The organism is Sporosarcina sp. FA9, assembly GCF_051550205.1.
GTDB lineage: Bacteria > Bacillota > Bacilli > Bacillales_A > Planococcaceae > Sporosarcina.
Genome location: NZ_CP188819.1, coordinates 2992388 through 3010995, shown reverse-complemented (window position 1 = coordinate 3010995; position 18608 = coordinate 2992388). Strand labels below are relative to the sequence as shown.

Annotated in this window: 14 protein-coding genes and 1 riboswitch; of the genes, 13 read left to right on the top strand and 1 reads right to left on the bottom strand. The window is 38.0% G+C overall.

All coding sequences use genetic code 11. The features are described 5' to 3' along the window. Positions 1-74 precede the first annotated feature (74 nt). Positions 75-183, bottom strand: a riboswitch (TPP riboswitch). A gap of 161 nt (positions 184-344) precedes the next feature. The 12 genes from ACP8HH_RS15365 to mnmH all read left to right on the top strand — a co-directional run bounded on the left by ACP8HH_RS15365 (position 345) and on the right by mnmH (position 15357). Next, the gene (locus tag ACP8HH_RS15365; RefSeq protein ID WP_438312778.1) at positions 345-1316 is read left to right on the top strand and encodes a 2-hydroxyacid dehydrogenase; all 972 of its coding nucleotides are present in this window, start codon (positions 345-347) and stop codon (positions 1314-1316) included. Between the two features lie 165 nt (positions 1317-1481). After that, entirely contained in the window at positions 1482-1781 is a 300-nt protein-coding gene (locus ACP8HH_RS15360) for a PadR family transcriptional regulator (RefSeq protein ID WP_438312775.1), read from the top strand. Next, complete coding sequence (locus ACP8HH_RS15355; protein WP_438312772.1) at positions 1774-2988, top strand: DUF2812 domain-containing protein; 1215 nt, start codon at positions 1774-1776, stop codon at positions 2986-2988. The genes ACP8HH_RS15360 and ACP8HH_RS15355 overlap by 8 nt, the downstream gene beginning before the upstream one ends. A gap of 317 nt (positions 2989-3305) precedes the next feature. Then, the gene (locus tag ACP8HH_RS15350; protein ID WP_438312770.1) at positions 3306-5201 is read left to right on the top strand and encodes a PrkA family serine protein kinase; all 1896 of its coding nucleotides are present in this window, start codon (positions 3306-3308) and stop codon (positions 5199-5201) included. 117 nt (positions 5202-5318) lie between these two features. Then, positions 5319-6488 (top strand): sporulation protein YhbH, encoded by a 1170-nt coding sequence (gene yhbH, locus ACP8HH_RS15345; RefSeq protein WP_438312767.1) that lies wholly within the window; start codon positions 5319-5321, stop codon positions 6486-6488. After that, complete coding sequence (locus ACP8HH_RS15340) at positions 6485-7891, top strand: SpoVR family protein (protein WP_438312764.1); 1407 nt, start codon at positions 6485-6487, stop codon at positions 7889-7891. The genes yhbH and ACP8HH_RS15340 overlap by 4 nt, the downstream gene beginning before the upstream one ends. A 157-nt stretch (positions 7892-8048) precedes the next feature. Further along, positions 8049-8996 carry an MBL fold metallo-hydrolase gene (locus ACP8HH_RS15335; protein ID WP_438312761.1) on the top strand — a complete coding sequence of 316 codons (948 nt, stop codon included), beginning with the start codon at positions 8049-8051 and terminating at the stop codon, positions 8994-8996. Positions 8997-9106: 110 nt separating this feature from the next. After that, positions 9107-10795 carry a methyl-accepting chemotaxis protein gene (locus ACP8HH_RS15330; RefSeq protein ID WP_438312760.1) on the top strand — a complete coding sequence of 563 codons (1689 nt, stop codon included), beginning with the start codon at positions 9107-9109 and terminating at the stop codon, positions 10793-10795. A 73-nt stretch (positions 10796-10868) separates the two neighbouring features. Beyond that, positions 10869-11774 (top strand): stalk domain-containing protein, encoded by a 906-nt coding sequence (locus ACP8HH_RS15325; protein WP_438312758.1) that lies wholly within the window; start codon positions 10869-10871, stop codon positions 11772-11774. A 189-nt stretch (positions 11775-11963) separates the two neighbouring features. Next, positions 11964-13085 (top strand): NlpC/P60 family protein, encoded by a 1122-nt coding sequence (locus tag ACP8HH_RS15320; RefSeq protein WP_438312756.1) that lies wholly within the window; start codon positions 11964-11966, stop codon positions 13083-13085. Between the two features lie 146 nt (positions 13086-13231). Continuing rightward, entirely contained in the window at positions 13232-14281 is a 1050-nt protein-coding gene (gene selD, locus ACP8HH_RS15315; protein WP_438319212.1) for a selenide, water dikinase SelD, read from the top strand. A gap of 26 nt (positions 14282-14307) precedes the next feature. Continuing rightward, positions 14308-15357 carry a tRNA 2-selenouridine(34) synthase MnmH gene (mnmH, locus tag ACP8HH_RS15310; protein WP_438312754.1) on the top strand — a complete coding sequence of 350 codons (1050 nt, stop codon included), beginning with the start codon at positions 14308-14310 and terminating at the stop codon, positions 15355-15357. A gap of 178 nt (positions 15358-15535) precedes the next feature. Here mnmH and ACP8HH_RS15305 read toward each other — a convergent pair whose 3' ends face one another. After that, the gene (locus tag ACP8HH_RS15305; RefSeq protein ID WP_438312751.1) at positions 15536-16741 is read right to left on the bottom strand and encodes an IS256 family transposase; all 1206 of its coding nucleotides are present in this window, start codon (positions 16739-16741) and stop codon (positions 15536-15538) included. A 365-nt stretch (positions 16742-17106) separates the two neighbouring features. Between ACP8HH_RS15305 and dacB the strand changes: the two genes are divergently transcribed. Continuing rightward, positions 17107-18591, top strand: coding sequence for a D-alanyl-D-alanine carboxypeptidase/D-alanyl-D-alanine endopeptidase (gene dacB / locus ACP8HH_RS15300; protein ID WP_438312748.1), 1485 nt, complete (start codon positions 17107-17109; stop codon positions 18589-18591). Positions 18592-18608 lie beyond the last annotated feature (17 nt).

Sequence of the window (18608 nt, the reverse complement as noted above, 5' to 3'; positions counted from 1 at the left end):
CAATTACAAATGAACAATTTTTCGGAATACAAAAATGCGTTCTCCGGACAACCGAAGAACGCATAAACATAGACATAGCTAATGAGTATGTTCCCTCCGCTGGCTTTAACCAGATCAGGTTCAAAGGGTCTATACTTCTCGAGTATATCTCAACCAGCTTAACTGGTACCCCCACATAAATTGTAACTGTATGAAATTTTTATTGTATTGCACCTTCTACTTTGCCACATTTTTTAAAATGAATCAAGTGCGACATATTTTTTATTAACCTTAGATATGTGATGAAATTAGTAAAGTATGGCACAATGAGTATAAAGTTATTTGAATAATAGGAGGAATTTCGAATGAAACCAAAAGTATATGTAACATACAAAATGCCAGATGATGTGGAACAATTTATGAAACAACATTGCGATATTCGCAAGTGGGAGGGTGAGGGGTTAATTCCACGGGACGTGCTTCTAAAAGAGATTGCGGATGTAGATGGTCTGTATTCTTCACGCAATTCGGGCGGAATTGTGGATGAGGAACTCCTTCGCAGTGCACCCCTTTTAAAAGCAGTTAGCACCGTTTCTGTTGGATACAATCATTTCGATGTCCAGGCGTTGAAGAAACATAATGTCATAGGAACCCATACTCCGGACGTGTTGAACGAAACAGTCGCAGACCTAGCATTTGGACTGATTATATCAACTGCAAGACGAATTGTTGAGTTAGATCGATTTGTGAAACAAGGAAACTGGAAATCTACTGCGAAATACGATGAATCGTATGGACAAGATGTACATAGCAGCACGATAGGAATCATTGGTATGGGCAGAATTGGTGAGGCCATCGCGAAAAGGGCGAAATTCGGTTTCAATATGGATGTTCTTTATTACAATCGAAACAGAAAACCGGATGCTGAAGAGAAATACGGAGCAGAATATTGCGATATGGAATCTCTTTTAACGAGATCAGATTTTGTCGTACTAATGACGCCACTTACACCTGAAACCATCCAAATTATTGGCGCCAAAGAATTCAAGCTAATGAAAAAAACCGCGTGCTTCATAAACGTTTCCCGTGGTCAAACTGTGGACGAAAAAGCCATGATTGATGCGCTAAATAACGGAGAGATTTATGCAGCAGGCTTAGACGTATATGAAACGGAACCGGTTGAAATGGACAATCCATTGCTCACTATGCCAAATGTAGTGACAGTTCCACATATTGGTTCAGCTACAGCCAAAACTGAAGACGCCATGGCAATGAAAGCAGCAGAAAACATCGTCGCGATACTAACCAGAAAAGGGAAATTTGATAAAGCAGATTAATGAAAACCGGTAATTCAAGTGCATAAGTGCATTTGAATAACTGGTTTTTTTTACTGGTATTTTGACATTTAATTTAGCATAAGTTACTATTACGTTAGACGATATACCGTTTGGCATAACAACTAAAAAAAAGGGGTGACTACTATTAAATACGCAGGTGGTCCTATGACCGAAGCAATGTACTATGTGTTGTTAACACTGATGAATCCGAGTCACGGATATGGACTTATGAATGAGATTACAGAAGTATCGAATGGCAGAGTCCATATGGGGCCTGGGACACTATACGGTGTTCTAGCACGGATGCAAAAGGAAGGACTTATTGTTTTAACAGAAAATGACGGTAGACGAAAAACGTATGCCATCACGGCGAACGGGGAACAAGCACTACGGCAAGAATATAAGCGTTTAAAATCATTAATTGACGATGGTGAGATCTTGAGAGAAGGTGACTTACATGAATAAAATTGTTCGGAAAATGCTTTTTGGTGATTTTTGGCGTATTGGTGAGCATGAAAGCTGGTTCTCCGATATGGCAAGTGAAGGACTGCATCTGAAAAAAACCGGATATTTATTTGCTCATTTTGAAAAAGGTGAACCTGAGGACATACGATACAGAATAGAAATGTCACTGGATAAAAATATCCAAGAAGAGCTAAAGGAACTCTATATGGAAAGCGGTTGGGATCATGTAACAAAGTTTAAAGAATTTAATGTCTTTACATCGCCTGCATCATTCGATTCACCAGAGCTCCATACAGATCCCGCAGAACAATCTTATTCATTACAAGCATTTGATAAAAAGATCGCTAGGAACACGATGTATGTAGGAATCCTCAGCGTCTTAGGGATAGGTTTATTGTCATTCATGTGGTTTATTGACAATACGCCCACACTTACTTTTTTAGACGGCGGTTCGTTTTCATATCTATTTACTGTACTGGCATATTTATATCTAGTTTTTACAATGATTCGAGCCACCCGTTCCATACGGAAATTAAGAAACAATCTTACAGAAGGAATACCGATTAATCATAAAGCGCCGTGGAAGAGGCATTATAGAATCAATCTTGTTCAATCTTACATAATTATTTCAATTGCTGCAATTGGGGCGGTAATTCCATTCATGCAAATTGCGATGCATAAATCGGAAGCATTGCCAAAAGAAACTGCAGATACATCAATTGTTAGACTTATGGACATTGAGCAAAATCCTGAATTAGTGCTCAAGCAAGCAGTCGTGAAAGATCTTTTTTCTGATAAAGTCTTTGGATGGGAAAGTCAAATAACCTATGATTGGAGCCCCTTAGCGCCACGTCAATACGAGACTAGAGAAAGTGGAGTTGTTCCAAAACGAATATGGGATGATAAAAGCGGAACGTATTCTCCAAGTGTGAATACACAGGTTTATTTCTTAGCTTTTCCTATTTTACAAGATAGAATACTAGCGGATTTAATGTGGAGAAACAATTTTATTTTTGACGGAATCGACCCTGAACGGCTAGAAAGCCAGGTCTTTGATATGTTATTTACTCGTGAACTTGAGGAATCAAAAGAAGTAACCGCGTCCAAAGGAAAAGGCATCATTCATGTGAGATACTACGGTTATGCCGACATAGAAGATATTATCAAAGTAATGGAAGAGAAAATGGACTTAATTCAAATAAACTGACGCAGCGCTATTAAAACGACACACCATTAATATAAAACTAGTTTTTGTTATAGGTGAAAGGTCATGATTTGCGGATATAAGTTCGGAAGTGTCGGATATATGCTTTGAACTGTCGGATATAAGTCTGAAAGTGCCGGATATAACACTCAAACAGTCTGATATACTCCTCGAACTGTCGGATATCCGTGAGAACCGAACAAACCGAACAAAAGTCAGTAGTGTGAACCCAAAAGACAAAATCCGTCACCCCGAATAAGCATTATAAAAACCTCCTGAGCATACTATATAAAAACCATGCCCTAGATGGAGGGATAGAATTGGACATATTAAGGAAAGTTAAAAACTTCCGAGAAGAAGAAGACAGACTACAGTGGGAAGGTACATTTGCTGAGTATTTAGCGATTGTAAAAGAACGAAAAGAAGTCGCCCAAACAGCACATTCACGTGTCTATAATATGATCAGAAGCTCTGGGCTAACCGAAAAAGATGATAATAAACTCTATCATTTCTTTGGTGAAGAAATTTTTGGACTTGAAGATGCCATTCAAAGGCTTGTGGAAGAATACTTTCACCCTGCCGCTAAAAGACTTGATGTACGTAAACGAATCTTATTATTAATGGGCCCAGTAAGTGGGGGGAAATCAACAATTGTTACTTTACTAAAACGAGGTCTTGAAAAGTATTCAAGAACAGACGAAGGTGCAGTTTATGCTATAAAAGGCTGCCCAATGCATGAAGACCCGCTTCATTTAATTCCACAGAACTTATTTGATGATTTTTTTGAAGAATATGGAGTTCGCATAGAAGGTACATTATCGCCATTAAATACAATGCGACTGGAAAAAGAATATAACGGTCAAATTGAAGATGTCCTCGTAAAACGAATCTTTTTTTCGGAGGACAAACGAGTAGGAATAGGTACATTTACACCTTCAGACCCAAAATCACAAGATATAGCAGATCTAACGGGAAGCATCGACTTTTCCACAATTGCTGAATTTGGCTCAGAATCCGATCCGCGTGCATATCGCTTTGATGGAGAACTGAACAAAGCAAACAGAGGATTAATGGAATTTCAAGAAATGCTTAAATTAGACGAGAAATTCTTATGGCATTTGTTGTCACTGACGCAAGAAGGAAATTTTAAAGCAGGAAGATTTGCTTTAATTAGTGCGGATGAATTAATTATTGCACATACAAATGAAACAGAGTACCGTTCCTTCATTTCCAATAAAAAGAATGAGGCACTTCATTCAAGAATCATTGTAATGCCCATTCCGTACAATTTAAAAGTGAATCAAGAACAACGAATATATGAAAAAATGATCAACGAAAGTGATATGTCGCACATTCATATTGCGCCCCATGCCTTAAAAGTGGCGGCTATCTTTTCAATTATGACGAGACTTGAAATCTCGAAAAAACAAGGAATCGATATTGTTAAGAAAATGAGATTGTATGACGGGGAAAGTGTTGAAGGTTATAATCGTGTAGACGTTGGAGAGTTAAAAAAAGAATTTCCGAACGAAGGTATGAGTGGTATTGACCCACGGTATGTCATCAACCGAATTTCATCTGCCATGATTCGAAAAGAAGTCCCTTCAATTAATGCACTTGATGTACTGCGCTCACTTAAAGATGGATTGGACCAACATGCATCCATTTCCAAAGAAGACCGTGAAAAGTATATGAATTATATTTCAATTGCTCGCAAAGAATACGATGAAATTGCTAAAAAAGAAGTGCAAAAAGCGTTTGTTTATTCATATGAGGAGTCGGCAAAAACACTTGTAGACAACTACCTTGATAATGTGGAGGCTTTTTGCAACAAAAATCGGCTGAGGGATCCATTGACGGGTGAAGAAATGAACCCTGACGAGAAACTCATGCGTTCAATTGAAGAACAAATAGGTGTGTCAGAAAATGCGAAAAGAGCTTTTCGAGAAGAAATTTTAATTCGTTTATCGGCCTATGCAAGAAAAGGCACCCGCTTTAACTACAAATCACATGCGCGTTTAAGAGAAGCTGTTGAAAAGAAATTATTCGCAGATTTAAAAGACATTGTTAAAATTACAACCTCCTCACAAACTCCAGATGAATTACAACTTAAGAAAATTAACGATGTCGTTGCAAGTCTGATTGATGAATATGGCTACAATTCAATATCAGCCAATGAATTACTACGGTATGTTGGAAGTCTGTTGAATCGTTAACAGGAACAAAAAAACAAGGCTAATTTAGCATTAGTCTTGTTTTTTTCTACCTATTCTTAATGCAATTACTTGTATCCCTTCGCATATGATGAAACAAATTGGATAGGTGGGATGAAAATGAGCAAACATCAAAAGGACAGTTTTGTCGTCTCCCAGGAAAATTGGTCCCTCCATCGGAAAGGCTACCAAGATCAGCTTCGTCATATGGACAAAGTGAAGGAAGCCATTCAAAATAATTTGCCGGATTTAATTAGCGAGGAAAGCATAATTATGACGAATGGAAAGAATGTTATTAAGATTCCCATTCGTTCTCTGGATGAATATAAAATCCGTTACAACTCGGATAAATCGAAACATGTAGGCCAAGGTGATGGAGATAGTAAGGTCGGAGATGTTGTTGCAAGTGACGGCAGTCCAGGGGGTAAAACTGCACCTGGTAAGGGAAAAGAGGCTGGAGATCAGCCGGGCAAAGATTATTTCGAAGCGGAGGTTTCGCTTGCTGAAGTAGAAGAGGCTTTATTCAAAGAGCTCGAATTGCCAGATTTAAAACAAAAAGATGCAGCAGATAATGTTATTGATAAAATAGATTTCAATGACATTCGTAAACAAGGGCTTATCGGTAATGTTGATAAAAAACGAACGATTTTAACGGCAATTAAAAGAAATGCAATAAAGGGAAAAGCGGAGATTATGCCGATACACAATGATGACCTACGTTTTAAAACATGGAATGATGTTGAAAAACCAGAATCCAAGGCAATTGTCCTTGCGATGATGGATACAAGTGGTTCCATGGGTACGTTTGAAAAGTATATTGCAAGAAGCTTCTTTTTCTGGATGACACGATTTTTGCGTTCTAAATATAAAACGGTAGAAATCGAGTTTATCGCACATCATACTGAAGCTAAAGTAGTTACTGAAGAAGACTTTTTTTCCAAAGGAGAAAGTGGAGGAACGCGTTGCTCGTCTGTGTATGCAAAAGCGTTAGAACTTATTGAAGAAAAGTATAATCCTACACAGTATAATATTTACCCATTTCATTTTTCTGACGGTGAAAACATGACATCTGACAATGAAAAATGTATGAATTTAGTTAATGAAATTATGGAAGTTTCCAATATATTTGGCTATGGAGAAGTGAATGCATATAACCGATATTCAACATTAATGTCTTCTTATAAAAAAATTGAACATCCAAAGTTTCGCCATTATATTTTAAAAGAAAATCGGGATATTTATTTTGCATTGAAAAGCTTTTTCCAAAAACGCTTGGAGGGTTTCGAATGACAAATTTAAAAGAACTTTTTAATGCTGTTGATGAAATCACAGAAATTGCAACCGGATTTGGTCTAGACTTTTACCCAATGCGTTATGAAATTTGTCCTGCGGATATTATTTATACATTCGGAGCTTACGGCATGCCTACTCGCTATACTCATTGGAGTTTTGGGAAGCAATTTCATAAAATGAAACTTCAATATGATTTGGGACTAAGCCAAATTTATGAGCTCGTTATTAATTCAAATCCGTGTTATGCCTTTTTACTGGATACGAACAGTCTTATTCAAAACAAACTCATTATAGCTCATGTTCTTGCCCATTGTGATTTTTTTAAAAATAATGTTCGGTTTTCCACCACAAGACGGGATATGGTGGAAAGTATGACAGCCACAGCAGAGCGTATTGCGCAGTATGAAATGATCTACGGTCAGCTTGAAGTGGAAAGGTTTTTAGATGCTGTAATCGCAATTCAGGAACATATCGATCCATCTATTTTAAGGGATAAACGTCGTTCCAACTTGGATGACGATACAGAAGAAATCATTAAACGGAAAACAGAGTACGATGATCTGTGGAATATAAACAATAAGGATGCTACAAATCAACAACGACTGCTTCCGCTAAGAAAAAAAATGCCTCCACAACCTGAAAAAGATCTTCTGCTTTTCATACAAGAACACAGTAGCGAACTAGAGGATTGGCAAAGAGATATATTAACAATGATGCGAGAAGAAATGCTTTACTTTTGGCCACAACTTGAAACCAAAATAATGAATGAAGGTTGGGCTTCTTTTTGGCATCAACGAATATTAAGAGAGATGGAATTGACAACAGATGAGTCTATTGAGTTTTCAAAGTTAAATGCGGACGTTGTTCAACCGTCAAAAACATCTATTAACCCGTACTACCTAGGTTTGAAAATTTTTGAGGATATTGAAATGAGATATAATCATCCGACAGATGAAATGAAACAGTACGGAGTAAAACCAAATTCAGGAAGAGAAAAGATTTTTGAAGTACGTGAAATTGAGTCGGATACCTCATTTATTCGGAATTATTTGACGAAAGAATTGGTGAAAAAAGAGGATTTATATTTATTTGAAAAAAAAGGTAAGGACTATCAAATTACGAACAAAGAGTATGAAAATGTTAGAGATCAGCTGGTTTCTATGAGAGTTAACGGTGGTTTTCCGTATATTGTCGTTGATGATGGAGATTATATCCGAAACGGTGAACTCTATTTGGTGCATAATTACGAGGAAACAGAGCTTGATGTTCAATATTTAGAAAATGTATTGCCCTATATCCATCAATTATGGGGACGAATTGTCCATTTGGAAACAAATGTGGACAAAAAACAAATCGTGTATTCCTATGGTGGAAACAAAATATCACGGCGATTTCTTTAATTCAAATAAGTTCATGTGCATTTGGTTTTTTCGATTATCAGTTTACTTGGCGAAAAGTTCGTCGTGTAAGCTGGTATTTTTTTGTTTATTTTCCATGCATTAGTTCTAATCTTCTGTGTATAATGGACTTAGTATATTTAATTATAGGGGGATTCGTATGCTTGAACAGTTAGGAATTATTCCGATAAAAGTAGACTTGCCTTTTCGTTTGAATCATGTCAATTGTTTTATGGCAGAAGGTGAAGATGGATGGACCATCATTGATACGGGATTAAATAATGAGTACACAACCCAAAAGTGGACTGAAACCATTCAACAGCGAGAAGTAACAGATATTTTAATTTCGCATTACCATCCAGATCATTACGGACACTCTGGAACACTTCAACAAAAAACAGGAGCACAGGTTTGGATGTCTAAAATTGATTCGGATGCCGGAAAAAAAGCGTGGAGTGATGACTTTTTAAGTGGGCTACATAAGTATTACTCAGCTTCAGGAATTCCAGATGAAATTGCAAATCAGATGGTGAAAAACAACATAGATTTTAAACCATTAGTGAATCCGCTGCCGGTCGTAAATCACTATTTTATCGAAGGTGAAAAAATAGTAATCGGTCGATACGAATATGAAATCATTTTAGCGCCGGGGCATTCAGATGGAATGGTTTGTTTTTATAACAAAGAAAAAAATGTCCTACTTTCTGCAGATCATATATTACCTAGAATCACACCAAATATATCTTATTGGTTTCATGGGAATGATAACCCATTAAAATCTTATCTTTCATCAATGAGTGATTTGAAAAAGTTGAACATAGACTACGTAATTCCATCTCATGGAAAACCATTTCACGGCGCGAATATTCGGATCGATGAAATAATACTTCATCATGGAAAACGTTTGGAAGAAACGTTGGCTGCACTTGGAAAGCCATCTTCTATTTATGATGTGTATAAAGAATTGTTTCAGTTTGAGCTCACAATTCATGAAATAAGGTTTGCGGTAGGTGAAACGCTGGCGCATCTGGAATACTTGCGACATAAGGGTGAGTGTCAGAGAGAAATGCAGAATGGAAAATGGATATACTTCCAAAGATTACAATAAGCTTTACTTTATATTTCTGGAAATGATACAAATCGGTTAATAAGTAACGCTTTTATCCGACAATAGATATATGATTTGAAATAGGTTGAAAGTTGTCGAGGGGGATTGTATTGAAAATTACGGTAGGTAAGAAATTGTGGTTTGGTTTTGCAACGATTCTTTTAATGCTTGTTATTGTAGGTGTGGTGAGTTTCTTGGCAACTGTACGACTCGATTCGGACTATGCTTTTCTATTGGATGACCGTGTTAAGAAAGTCGACTTGATAGACGAACTTATTTTAAAACAAATCGAATCACAGGATGAAGTGCGTGGTTATATGCTCTATAAAGATTCCTATTTTACGGATGCTTATGAGGGGCATATTAAACGATCAGATGAAATATTCGAGGAGTTAACGAAACTGTTCCAAGATGTAGACACCAGTTCTTTAATGGATGAATTAGAGACAGAACGAATTACTTTTTTTAATATCCAAGGTGAAATCATTGCAACAAGTAAATCAGGAAACACACAAGAAATGATGAGACTTGGCCGCGAATCATCTCGCATAGGCAATCGGGTATTTAATATTGCCGAAGAGATTAAAAAGATGCAGTACGATGAATTGAAGATAACGCGTAATGGGTTGGAAGAATTCGTCTCCATCTCCAAATTAGTTGTGATTGGTATCATTATTCTTGCAACAGTTGTTGGTATTGTCATTTCGACATTCATAAGTCGAAGCATTTCACGCCCTGTCAAAATTGTTACGGCAGGATTAAATGAAATTGCACGTGGAAATCTTACAATCGATTTACTTTCAGTGAAAAATAAAGATGAAATAGGCGATATGGCTGAAGCATTTAACAAGATGGGGACGGATGTCGCGAATATGGTAAGAAAGATTAATGCTTCTGCTGTCCAATTAGTGATTCAATCGGAGGAACTCTCAGCCAGTTCAGAAGAGAGTTTGGCCACTTCGGAGCTGGTTAGTAAATCTGCAGAAAACCAGATGATCAGCAGTGAGCAACAGCAGACAATAATCGGTCACTCGGTTTTGTCAATGGAAGAATTATCACTCGGTGTTGCCGAAATAGGCAGAAACAATGAAGAGATGTTGCATTCTGCAGAAACTGTAGTGAGCCTTGTTTTAAGAGGCTCCAATGTAGTAAGCGAAGTATCGGAGCAAATGTCAATCATCCATACTACAATCCATGAATCTTCAGAAGTAATGGAGGAAATGGCACATCAATCGAATGAAATTCAAAAAGTCACATCTCTAATAACGGGGATTGCGGAACAGACGAATTTACTTGCGCTCAATGCGGCAATCGAGGCAGCACGTGCCGGAGAGTCCGGAAAAGGATTTGCTGTTGTAGCGGAAGAAGTTCGGAAACTTGCCGAGCAATCGAAGACATCAGCCTTTGAAATTGAAACGATGGTGAAATTGATTCAAGAAGCGTCAAAAAGAGCTGTCACTTCTATAACAGCAGGAAGCGAACGTGTAGATGCCGGAATTACCGCCACTGATCAGTCGCGTCTTGTCTTCGAAGAGATTCAACAGGCAGTCGGAGATGTCACGACGAAGGTTGAAACTGTGTCGGCAGCAATTGAGCAAATCCAAGCGATGGCTGATGAAGTGACGAATGGCGCAAACGAAATTAAGAACTTAAGCAGTGAAGCAGCTGCTGGTGCAAGTGATACAAGTGCAGCAACAGAGGAACAGTTCGCTGTAAACGAAGAAATCTCAGCAAGTGCCCAAACAGTAGCGAAACTTGCTGAAGATCTTCAAACGGAAATGAAGCATTTTGATGTGTAAATAAAAAAGTGTAACTTTTACCAATTCGGGCCGTCAAATGGGATGAATACCGAATTTGAAAAGGAGAGATCGTATGAAGAGAATTGGTGCGATTGCATTAGCAGCATTATTAACAGGCGGTGTAGTTGGGAGTACAATGACATTTGCTGAGGAGAGTACTACAGTAATTTCAGAGGAAGCGAAAGACACGACGAATTATATGAAATTTTCTGGGATAATTCAAGAAGTTGAAACGTCTGATAAAGGAAATATGGTTACAGTTGTAAATGATACTGATATAATTATGGTTTTACGCATTACGGATGATGCTCTCCTTCTTAATAGTGACACAACAGAACAAATGAAAAAGGATGAACTCAAAAAAGGTGCAACTGTCGAGGCCTATTATGACAAAAATAAGCCAATGCTTTTAATTTACCCTGCACAAGTTACACCAGAAATAGTTGTTTTAAAGGGTGAAGTAACTGGCGAAGTGAAAATATCGAAATTCGATGATGAATTTCTAAGCTTGGATAATGAATTAAAATTGAACATTAGCGAAGACACAATTCTATTGAACCAAAAAGGTGAGAAAATTGAGGAAGCGGATCTTCACAATAAAGAATTAGCCGTTTTCTATACGTGGACAACATTTAGCATTCCACCACAAACTTCACCGTCAAAAATCATTGCTTTGGATTATGTAACTGAAGAAATGGCCTTAGCACAGGAGATTATCGAAGCGGATCACTATGTGAAAAATGGTGTGAAAATGATTCCACTCCGCAAAGTTGCAGAACAATTAGGTTACCATGTAGAAGCACAAGCAAAAGTTTCAGGTGCATTAATTACTAAAGAAAACCTTTCGTTAATGATAAATCGCGGAAAAGTAGTTTATGGTTTCAATAAAAGCATCGGAAAGTTTGAAATCGCACCCGAATTAAAAGATAAAAAAACGTATGTACCAATTGCGTTTTTGGATTTATTGCTGGACAATTAAAACAAAGTGAATACGAAGAATAAAGTGGGCTTGAAACGAGTAAACTGCGAGTAACTGCAGGCGTTTCAAGCTTTTTTTATGTAGTGAATACGGGGAGCCGGTATTGTTTGGATTTAAATTGCACTATACAGGGCATTCGAAAACCTGTAACTTTATATATAACGATAAATTGCAAAGGGGGTCAAAGTATTGAAAAGGCTTATATCTGTTCTAGTAGTGCTTCTTTTTGTATTTATTGGATTCAGAATGATTTTTGTAAAGCCAGTAGTTGAAGATGTCCCTTTAGCAAACGCACCATTAGTTGACGAACCATTAATTAACGCCCCATTAGTTGAAGAAAAAATAATTAGTACATCCAGTCCGGATAGCAAAACGGAGTTCCTTTGCTATAGTTCATTGGAAACGGGAACGTACTCCGTAAATGTTCCAGTGACAACGTTGTGGAAAGAGCCCGGCCAAGACCGGGAAGTCGATACGTATGCAACATCTGCACTTTCGAGTATGAAAGATTGGACGGAAGTGATGACCATTCCAGAAAAACAATGGCTTGTTGGAAAAATTGAAACACAAGCATTGTACGGACAAGAAGTTACGATTCTTAGTAGCAGTGGAGATTGGTACGAAATTGCTGTGAAAGATCAGTTCACTCCGAAAAATAAAACGGGCTATCCCGGCTGGGTTCCGAAGAATCATATTGCACAAATGGATAAAAACTACACGGAGTGTCCGATTGCAATCGTAAGTGAGCCTACAATTGAAATATATAGTGATAGTACTTTGAAGGAACATTTTATGGATGTCAGTTTCAATACAACTTTACCAATTATAGATGAAGATAAAGAGCTTTTGCATGTTCAAACGCCTGTAGACGGTGTGAAATACATTCGGAAATCAGACGTGAAAATAGTTGAAAGCGGGGCAGAGATTCCAAAACCAAATGAATCGGATATTGTCAATACCGCCAAAGAGTTTTTGGGTCTTCCTTATTTGTGGGCGGGGACATCTGGGTTTGGATATGACTGTTCTGGCTTCACATACTCGGTTTATAAACAGCATGGAATTACCATGCCGAGAGACTCAACAGTCCAGGCGACGAATGGTTCTGCTGTTTCACTTGCGGAGTTAAAACCTGGGGATTTAATGTTCTTTTCTCACGATAAAGGGAAGGGCAATGTCCATCATGTAAGTATATATATTGGTGATGGGCTGATGATTCATTCACCAAATCCGAAAAAGACTGTTGAAATTGTGTCTATCGACCTTGCTCAATTTAAATCGGAATTTTCCGGTGCAAGAAGGTATTTAAAATAAATAAGGGGTGTCCTATTTGAAACAACTAAGAATTGTCTCGAAATGGGACGCCTTTATTTTGTATTGTCTGAGTGAGCAGAGTAATGGTTGCAATTATTTCTGTGTTAAAATTAAAGACAGTCATGTTATGGAAAGGACAAGTGGGTATGATCAAAAAGGATTCAATTAAACTTACATCACTAACTACAAAAGGGGGTTGTGGTTGTAAAATAGGACCCGCAGATTTGGAAGCTGTTTTACGCATGTTGCCACAAACTAAGAAAGACCCCAATTTACTCGTTGGTTTAGATACAAGCGACGACGCGGGAGTATACCGAATAAATGAAACAACAGCGATTGTCCAAACATTGGACTTTTTCACTCCGATTGTTGATGACCCATATGATTTTGGTCAAATTGCAGCAACGAATGCGATTAGTGATGTATATGCAATGGGCGGAACACCGATAACTGCATTAAACATCGTCGCATTTCCAATAGCTACGTTGGATAAAGAGATTCTTGCAGATATTTTACGAGGTGCGGGGGACAAACTAATTGAGGCGGGTGTTACTCTAGTCGGCGGACATTCAATAGATGACAACGAGCCGAAATTTGGTCTTGCTGTGACGGGTATTGTTCATCCCGATAAAATTAAGACCAATTCCGGTGCACAACCAGGAGATCAGTTGATTTTGACGAAGCCGATTGGTGTAGGTATTTGTACGACATCGCTCAAAAAGAATTTATTAACTGAAGAAGAAATACAGAATGTAACAAAAGTAATGAAGACGCTCAATAAAACGGCTGCCGAAGTAATGGCAACGTATGAAGTTCATGCAGCTACTGATGTTACAGGTTTCGGGCTCCTTGGACATGCTTCAGAAATGGCAAAAGGAAGCGGTGTTGGTATCCAAATTAATTTCAGCCAAGTACCACTTCTACCACGTGTAAAGGAACTTGCCGAAGCAGGATCCGTACCTGGTGGAACGAAAAACAACTTTGCACATATTGCGAATGTTGTAGATTATGCAGAAACGCTTGACCAAATTGATAAATGGATTTTATGTGATGCTGTTACTTCTGGAGGATTGCTCATCTCTGTTGCAAATATTGAAGCAAATGCAATGCTGAAAGAGCTACGCGACAAAGGTGTTGACGCACATATAATTGGTGAAGTTACGAAGGAACAAAAGGGAAGAATTCAAGTAAAATAGTTAAAATCAACCTAGAAGGTGAAAATGTGTTTCGAGAAATTTCATTAACCGATTTACTGATATCGCAAAATAGGGGTGGGCACACTTTAGTAGATGTGCGTTCCCAGAGAGAATTTAAAGAATCAACAATTCCAGGAAGCATCAATATTCCTGTATTTAATGATGAAGAACGCGCCGAAGTCGGAACAATATATAAGCAGATAGGTGCAGACGAAGCCAAGGTAAGGGGTCTAGGGATATTTTCTAAAAAACTCCCTACTTTCATTGCTACATTCAATAAAATTGAAACTCCAATTACTGTATTTTGTTGGCGCGGAGGAATGCGTAGTAAAACGGCAGCAACTGTGCTCGATTTAATGGGGATTCATGCAAACCGTTTAAACGGAGGAATCCGTTCTTACAGACAGTGGGTTGTTCATGAGCTGGAAGATAAGAAGTTCTTACCCAAGTTATTTGTGTTGAACGGATATACTGGTTCAGGAAAGACAATCATTTTAAAGAAACTGTATGAAGAGGGGTATCCCGTTATTGATTTAGAAGGGATGGCTGGGCATAGAGGTTCAATATTTGGCCAAATAGGTCTCGAGCCGAGCAATCAGAAAAAGTTTGACTCCCTTCTTTTGAATGAAGTAACACGTTATCAAAATGAACCTTTTGTTTTCATCGAAGGGGAAAGCAGACGCATCGGAAAAGTGAGTTTGCCTGAGTTTCTAAATGATAAAAAGGAAAAGGGAAAGCAACTTTTCATAAATATTCCTATTGAAGTGAGAGTTCAAAATATATTGGATGATTATAAGCCGTGGGAGTCTTCTATACCTTTTAAAGAGGCCTTTCAACTCATTAAAAAACATATTCATACACCCATTGCGCAGCAGATTGAATCCGATTTAGAGAATGGCAATTTTGCCTCTGCAACAAAGCTATTACTCGAATTTTACTATGACCCAAAGTATAAGCATTCCAGTAATCAATATACGGATGAGCAGAAAATCCATATTGACACAGTAGATGTGGAAGATGCCTATCAAAAAGTAATCGACACAGTCAAGTCCATAGTCTTGTGTACTTTCCCTTAATCGTGTTTTCAACTTTTCACTTCGTGTATAGAATTCACGCGATGGCTAACTAACTCGCGACTTTACTTGGAGTGGCGGGCATGATAGCCTGTCTGGGCAGAGCCGACTTTTTTTAAAAAGCCGGCTCTTTAGGCTGGATGATTATGCCCGCAGAGGCTCCATGTCAAGTCGCTACACGTCATACTTGTGCGTCCTGCTGTTTTTGGAAACCGGCAGATTGACCGAAAACATTTCTTTCCCACCCTTTGTTTCCCTTTGTATAACTCATTAAAACTGCCCCAATTAAACGAAAAGCCGATTGGGTATTTGGGAAAATCCTGATAACTTGTTCACGTCGACGCACCTCTTGGTTAAGACGTTCTAAATGATTTGTAGAACGAATAAATTTACGATGTCTTAACGGAAAATTAAGGTTTTGTATCGCGTCGTCGAATCCCTCATCTAGTATGGTAAGTGCTTTTTCAAATCGCTTTTCCTCTGAAAATTTATCGAAAAACAAATCTTTCAGTCGGCGAATAGTGTCTACATCTTCTGCAGCAAAAATACTGTTTAAAAGACTTCTAGCTTCATCACAATCTTTTTTCGGAAAACAATCTGCAATATTCCTTCTGAAATGAACAGTACAACGTTGCCAAGCCGTTCCTAAAAACTTTTCTTGGATTGCTTTTTTCAAGCCTTTATGCGCATCTGAGGTGACCAGTTTTGGAGACTGTAAGCCCCTAGAGATAAGGCTCTGTAAGAAGTTAGCCCAGCTTTCATAACTCTCGTTATGATCCACTTTCATACCTAGAATTTCCCTGTATCCAGCCTCGTTAATCGCAATCGCGATGTAAACTGCTTTCGATACAACACGATGGTGTTCACGTACTTTAATGTACATTGCATCCAAAAAAAGATAAGGATAATAAGTTGTATTTAAAGGCCGCTCAGCCCACTCTTTCACGATTGGATCCAACTTGGCAGTTAAGGATGAAACGAATGATTTAGAAACACTTTCTCCACAAAGCTGTTCCACAATGTTGGTTACCTTGCGAGTCGATACGCCATTTACAACCATCTCGAGCATGGATAATACTAAAGCTTGTTCACAGCGAGCGTACCGTTCAAAAACAGAAGGGGAGAACTCACCTTGCCTTGTGCGCGGTACCTTTAACGTGATTCGACCGACGCTAATCGTATAATCCCTTTCGTAATAGCCGTTACGATAGTCAACGCGGTCCTCAGATCTTTCATAGGATCCTGCTTTTAAATAGTCGTCACGTTCTTTTTCCATATACTCATTCAATACTAAAATAATTGTTGATTTGACAACTGATTCCATATTTGAATTCATAACTGTATCTTTTAAATTATCCATATCTATAGTAAAATTAAGTAAGGTCATTTTCCATTCCTCCTAAATGTTTATCGTCGTTGAAAACATTTTAACATAAGGAATGGAAAATGCCTTTTCCTATTTACACAATTATATGGACTCCACCAATCGACACAATCGGAAGTCTAGTAAAGAACTAAAACGTTGCGAAGTTACGCAAAAATCCCGTGAAATACTTATAAAATGTTTCTCGCATCACTTATTTATTAAGTGGTGTTTTTTTGCTTTAAGTAGTTGGTAATTTACACCTCAGATATATACGAAGACTATAAATTCAAACTAATAGTAAAGCTAATTCATTTTACTATATTACTAGACGCACCCGCATGTTATGCTAGATACAATAGAACTTTGTCATAAGGGGGAAATTGGATTTGATTAAGAAGAAAATTGCATTAATACTAATGAGTTTCTCTTTATTATTTGGAACGGTACTTTTCGCGATGCCTGAACAACAAACAGCCCAAGCTTCGGTACAGTATTCGGGAATCAATAAATCAATCAATCAAATAATGACTGAAGGTAAAATAAATAATTCAAATAATAGTGTTGTTGTTCGCAAAGCATCTTCAGGAGAAATCGTATATCAATATAATGGGGATAAAGGGATTACACCTGCTTCAACGTTGAAACTACTTACTTCTGCAGCAGCATTAGAGACATTAGGTGAAGAATTTAGATTTACAACCGACATACTCGTAGATGGACCCATTGAAAATGGATTGCTAAAAGGTAATTTGTATCTCCGAGGGCAGGGTGATCCCACTTTACTGAAAAAGGATTTTGACAACTTTGCTATACAAGTATCTAAACTTGGAATTAAACAAATTACAGGTAATATAGTCGGGGATGATACTTATTTCGATGCCGTTCGTTTATCGCCAAGTATCGAAAAAAAAGATGAACCCTATTATTATGCGGCTCAGATATCTGCATTGACGGTATCGCCAAATGAAGATTACGATGCGGGTACAGTTATCGTTACTGCAAAACCTACCGTTCCTGGTAAAATTACAAATGTTTCGCTCGCACCAGCTACAGGAACTGTTCGAATTGTAAATTGGTCAAAAACGGTTCCAAAAGGTAATAAAAATACGTTAAAAATTACGCGTCAACACGGAACAAATACTATTTTAATAACGGGTAATTCTCCAATTGGAACTTCGGGAAAACAAGAATGGATTACGGTTTCGGACCCGACATATTATGCACTGGATGTATTTAAAAAGTCATTGGCGGGAAAAGGCATTCAGTTCATCCCTTCATCAAAAGTTGTTCGCGGAAAGACACCGGAAACTGCTGATGTTATTGCTACAAAGAATTCCATGAACTTAAAAGATTTGATGAAGCCATTTTTGAAGCTAAGTAACAATACACACGCTGAAGTGTTAGCAAAAACGATGGGGAAAGTTATATACGGAGAAGGTAGTTGGGATGCGGGATTACAAGTAATGCGTGATTACAGTGAATCTGTTGGACTTGATGGTGACAAATGGCTGTTTGAGGATGCATCAGGAATGTCAGGGGCAAATAAAGTATCCTCTGCACAACTGACGGAACTTCTTTATCTAGCTCGATCCGCACCTTGGTATCAATCATTTTTAGCTGGAATTCCAAATTCGGGTGGCTACGATCGTATTGTCGGGGGGACCCTTAGAAACCGCTTGAAAACACCAGAGGCAAAGGGGAAAGTTCTTGCCAAGACGGGTAGTCTGGATAATGTTAGTTCATTAGCTGGTTATGCAACTTCGAAAGACGGAGAAGTATTGATATTCAGTATCTTAACAGAGAACTCTAAAAAGAGTACAGTCCCAGTTATTGACCGTATCGCAACAGCAATTGTAAATTCATCAAGATAAGCATTGCCATAATATTA

Excerpts from the sequence above, each read along its gene's own strand:
- ACP8HH_RS15305 (WP_438312751.1), bottom strand. The coding sequence starts at position 16,741 with ATGACCTTACTTAATTTTACTATAGATATGGATAATTTAAAAGATACA.
- yhbH (WP_438312767.1), top strand. The coding sequence starts at position 5,319 with ATGAGCAAACATCAAAAGGACAGTTTTGTCGTCTCCCAGGAAAATTGG.
- ACP8HH_RS15360 (WP_438312775.1), top strand. The coding sequence starts at position 1,482 with ATGACCGAAGCAATGTACTATGTGTTGTTAACACTGATGAATCCGAGT.
- ACP8HH_RS15340 (WP_438312764.1), top strand. The coding sequence starts at position 6,485 with ATGACAAATTTAAAAGAACTTTTTAATGCTGTTGATGAAATCACAGAA.
- ACP8HH_RS15355 (WP_438312772.1), top strand. The coding sequence starts at position 1,774 with ATGAATAAAATTGTTCGGAAAATGCTTTTTGGTGATTTTTGGCGTATT.
- ACP8HH_RS15365 (WP_438312778.1), top strand. The coding sequence starts at position 345 with ATGAAACCAAAAGTATATGTAACATACAAAATGCCAGATGATGTGGAA.
- ACP8HH_RS15335 (WP_438312761.1), top strand. The coding sequence starts at position 8,049 with ATGCTTGAACAGTTAGGAATTATTCCGATAAAAGTAGACTTGCCTTTT.
- ACP8HH_RS15325 (WP_438312758.1), top strand. The coding sequence starts at position 10,869 with ATGAAGAGAATTGGTGCGATTGCATTAGCAGCATTATTAACAGGCGGT.
- selD (WP_438319212.1), top strand. The coding sequence starts at position 13,232 with ATGATCAAAAAGGATTCAATTAAACTTACATCACTAACTACAAAAGGG.